3 protein-coding genes are annotated in these 3498 nt (G+C 72.2%); 2 read left to right on the top strand and 1 reads right to left on the bottom strand.

Features of this window, described 5'->3' with window-relative positions; translation table 11 throughout:
* Window positions 1–966: glycosyltransferase (locus ACYVE7_RS31200; RefSeq protein WP_460369800.1), on the bottom strand; the 966-nt coding region annotated here is incomplete at its 3' end.
* 148 nt (window positions 967–1114) lie between these two features.
* Between ACYVE7_RS31200 and ACYVE7_RS31195 the strand changes: the two genes are divergently transcribed.
* Together ACYVE7_RS31195 and ACYVE7_RS31190 are read left to right on the top strand one after the other, a co-directional pair.
* Window positions 1115–2737: an amidohydrolase gene (locus tag ACYVE7_RS31195; protein WP_460369798.1), complete on the top strand. Its 1623-nt coding sequence runs from the start codon at window positions 1115–1117 to the stop codon at window positions 2735–2737.
* A gap of 204 nt (window positions 2738–2941) precedes the next feature.
* A partial coding sequence (locus tag ACYVE7_RS31190; RefSeq protein ID WP_460369796.1) for an Ig-like domain-containing protein occupies window positions 2942–3498 on the top strand: 557 nt, incomplete at its 3' end.

Raw genomic sequence — 3498 nt, 5'->3', positions numbered from 1 at the left:
GGCCCGGGCGGCGGTCGTGGTCGTGCCCGCACCCCCATGGTGGACCACCGCGGACACCCGCCGGAACAGGGCCTGCTGGTTGACCTCGCCGACCGCGAAACAGCCGTCCCCGGCGGCGGCCAGATCGGCCCAGCCCTGCGCGACGACCACGCGGTGGCCCAGCGCGCGGGCCGCTTCGACGGCCGCGAGACCGGAGCCCCGGGAAGCCTTCAGCGGCATACTGCCGAAACCCACATAGACCGGCGGGTCTCCGGCGTCCAGGAACGCGGACAGACCGGGCGGGAGCGGACGGTCGTCCGGGGCGAGCCACGCGCCCGTCTGGACGACGTCCAGGTCGGTCGGGTGCCACGGATCCAGGACAGGGTCCGTCGCCAGCAGCGGCCGGTCGGTGTAGACGTGATCGCGGACGGCGTCGAGGGCCGGCAGGCCGAGCGACGTCCGCAGCTCGTTGATCGCTGGACCGAACAGGACGTTCATGGTCTCGGCGTCGTACTCCCAGAGCGCCCGGTTGTCGGTGATCTCCGGGGGCAGCGGACGGCCGGGCCGCGGGTGCGGCGGGCGCACCGGCGACGGCAGGGTGGTCGGCTGGAACGCCGCCAGGACGAACGGGAGGCCGAGCCGCTCCGCCGCGATCTGCGCCCCGGCCGTCGCGGGGAACAGCCCCGTCCCCACGACCACCGAGCCGCCCTCGGCGGCCTCGATGACCGCGTCGTATTGGGTGCGCAGGATCTCCGCGGCACGCTCCGGCAGGTTCTTCGGGGGCACCGGCGGCCCCGTCACGAGCTCGCGAACCGACGGCCCGGCCGGGACCAGCGGCACCCCGAACCCGGCCAGCCGCTCCACGAACTCCACGTCGGGCGACGCGCAGACAACGCTCTCCGCCCCCAGCTCCCGCAGCGCCACCGCGAGCCCGGCGAACGGCTCGATGTCCCCGCGCGACCCGAACGTCGACAGCACAACACGCATCTCTTCCCCCCGTTTCCGCAGGCCCCACGGCCTTAGGCCGCTGATTATGCGCCCCCTCCAGGGCCTTGCCGCAAGCCCCCCTGTGCGCTATAAGTTGAGAATGGAGGCAAGTGTGCGCGCCTTCCTCCGGTAGGTAGTCTTCCCGTTCATGAACGCTGACCTTGTCTTCACCGGCGGTCCGGTCTTCACCGGGAACCCCCAGCAGCCTTGGGCGACGGCCGTGGCCGTCAAGGACGGGCGGATCCTCGCCGTCGGGCACGACGAGGTCGGTGCGCTGAGCTCCACCGAGAAGATCTCCCTGGACGGCCGGATGCTGCTGCCATCCTTCCAGGACTCCCATGCCCATCCGATCGAGGCCGGACTCCAGATCCTCACCTGCGATCTTCGCGCCGCCGACAGCGCCACCGGATATCTGGAGATCATCGCACGGTACGCGGCCGCCCATCCCGACCGCGCGTGGATCGTCGGCGCGGGCTGGTCGATGGAGTGCTTCCCGCCGTCCGGGCCGACCCGCCAGGCCCTGGACTCCGTCGTCCCCGACCGGCCGGTGTTCCTGCTGAACCGCGACGCCCACGGCGCCTGGGCCAACACCGCCGCCCTGGAGCTGGCCGGGATCGACGCCCGCAGCCCCGACCCCACCGCCGGCCGGATCGAACGGGAGCCCGACGGGCGGACCCCGTCAGGGATGCTGCACGAGGGCGCCGCCACCCTGGTCGGCCGGCACACCCCGGCCCGCACCCCCGCCGAACTCGACGAGGCGCTGCGGGTCGCCCAGCGGCGGCTGTTCTCCCTCGGGATCACCGCCTGGCAGGACGCGATCGTGGGGGAGTACCTCACCATCCCCGATACCTATGCCGCTTATGTCCGGGCGGCGGAGCGCGGGACGCTGACGGCGCGGGTCGTCGGGGCGCTCTGGTGGGACCGCGAGCGCGGCCTCGACCAGCTCCCCGACCTGCTGGCCCGCCGGACCGTCGTCGGGAACTTCGCTGCCACCACCGTCAAGATCATGCAGGATGGGGTGGCGGAGAACTACACCGCCGCCCTGCACGACCCCTACTTCGACGGGTGCGGCTGCCGGACCGGCAACTCCGGGATCTCGTTCGTCGACCCGAAACTGCTCGCCGAGGCCGTCACGGCGCTGGACGCCGCCGGATTCCAGGTGCACACCCACGCGATCGGCGACCGGGCCGCCACCGAGATCCTCGACGCCCTCCAAGCGGCCCTGCTCGCCAACGGCCGCAACGACAACCGGCACCACATCGCCCACCTCCAGATCGTCGACCCGCGCGACCTGCGCAGGTTCCGCGCGCTGGGCGTCGTCGCGAACCTGCAGCCGCTGTGGGCGTGCCACGAACCGCAGATGGACGAGTTGACCATCCCGTTCCTCGGCCCGGAACGCACCGGCTGGCAGTACCCGTTCGCCGGTCTGCACCACGCGGGCGCGACGCTCTGCGCGGGCAGCGACTGGCCGGTGTCGAGCCCCGACCCGTGGGAGGGGCTGCACGTGGCCGTCAACCGGGTCGAACCGGGCGGCGACCCCGGCCGTCCGCTGCTGCCGGAGCAGGCGCTGTCGCTGCACACCGCGCTGACGGCCTACACGGCCGGATCGGCGTACGCCAACCATCTCGACGACACCGGGGTGATCCGGCCCGGGATGCGGGCCGATCTCGTCGTCGTCGACCGGGACCCGTTCGCCGGGCCCGCCGCGCGAATCCATCAGACGTCGACCGTCGCGACCTATGTGGACGGCCGCGAGGTCTACCGAGCCTGAACCCCGGGGCGCGCCCTTTCGCGTCTGATGACAATTCCGCTTCCGCGGGGAGAAGGATTTGTTTGTTTTTCGCGCATGACGTGGAAGGGCGCGCGGAATCCGAGTAAGAGAGCCATGAGATTCATCACTCGGCTGTGAATACGGTTCGGTCGCGCGTACCTAGGATCCCGTACCCGTAATGCTTTGTCTCGGGGAGGGAACACCATGCGTGTCGTGTGGGGGCTGACCGTCCTGGCGGTGACGGGAACGGTGGTCGGGGTGCAGTCGCCCGCCGCCGCGGCGCCCCGCATCAGCCCGTCCGACGGGTCGACCGTCACCACCGGCACGGTGACGGTGCGGGCGTGGGCGTCGCTGCTCGGCGGGAAACTCGTCGTCGACGGCGATGTGAAGGCGTCCGGGTCGGGCGAATGGCTGACCTACACCCTGGACGGCCACGCCGTCGCCAACGGCACCCACAAGGTCGAGCTCCGCGCCGACCTGCCGTGGGACGCGGGCACGGCCACCTTCGCGATGGCGGTGCCCGCGGTCGCGCCGGTCGGCCTGTCGGCCACGCTGGACGGCGCGACCGCTTCGGTTTCGTGGGCGCAGAACCCGGAACCGGACGTCACCGGCTACACCCTCACCGCGAACGGCGACAGCAAGAACATCGACGCCGGTTCGTGCGGTGGCCGCTGCACCGCGACTTTCGCCGTCCCCGCGGGCGCGACGGGCACGCTCCCGGTCACGGTCCGCGCGCTCCGCGCCAAGGCGGGCCCGTCCGC

The organism is Actinocorallia lasiicapitis (assembly GCF_054778695.1).
The sequence above is the reverse complement of the archived record's forward strand: the minus strand, read 5'-3'. Positions and strand labels throughout refer to the sequence as shown.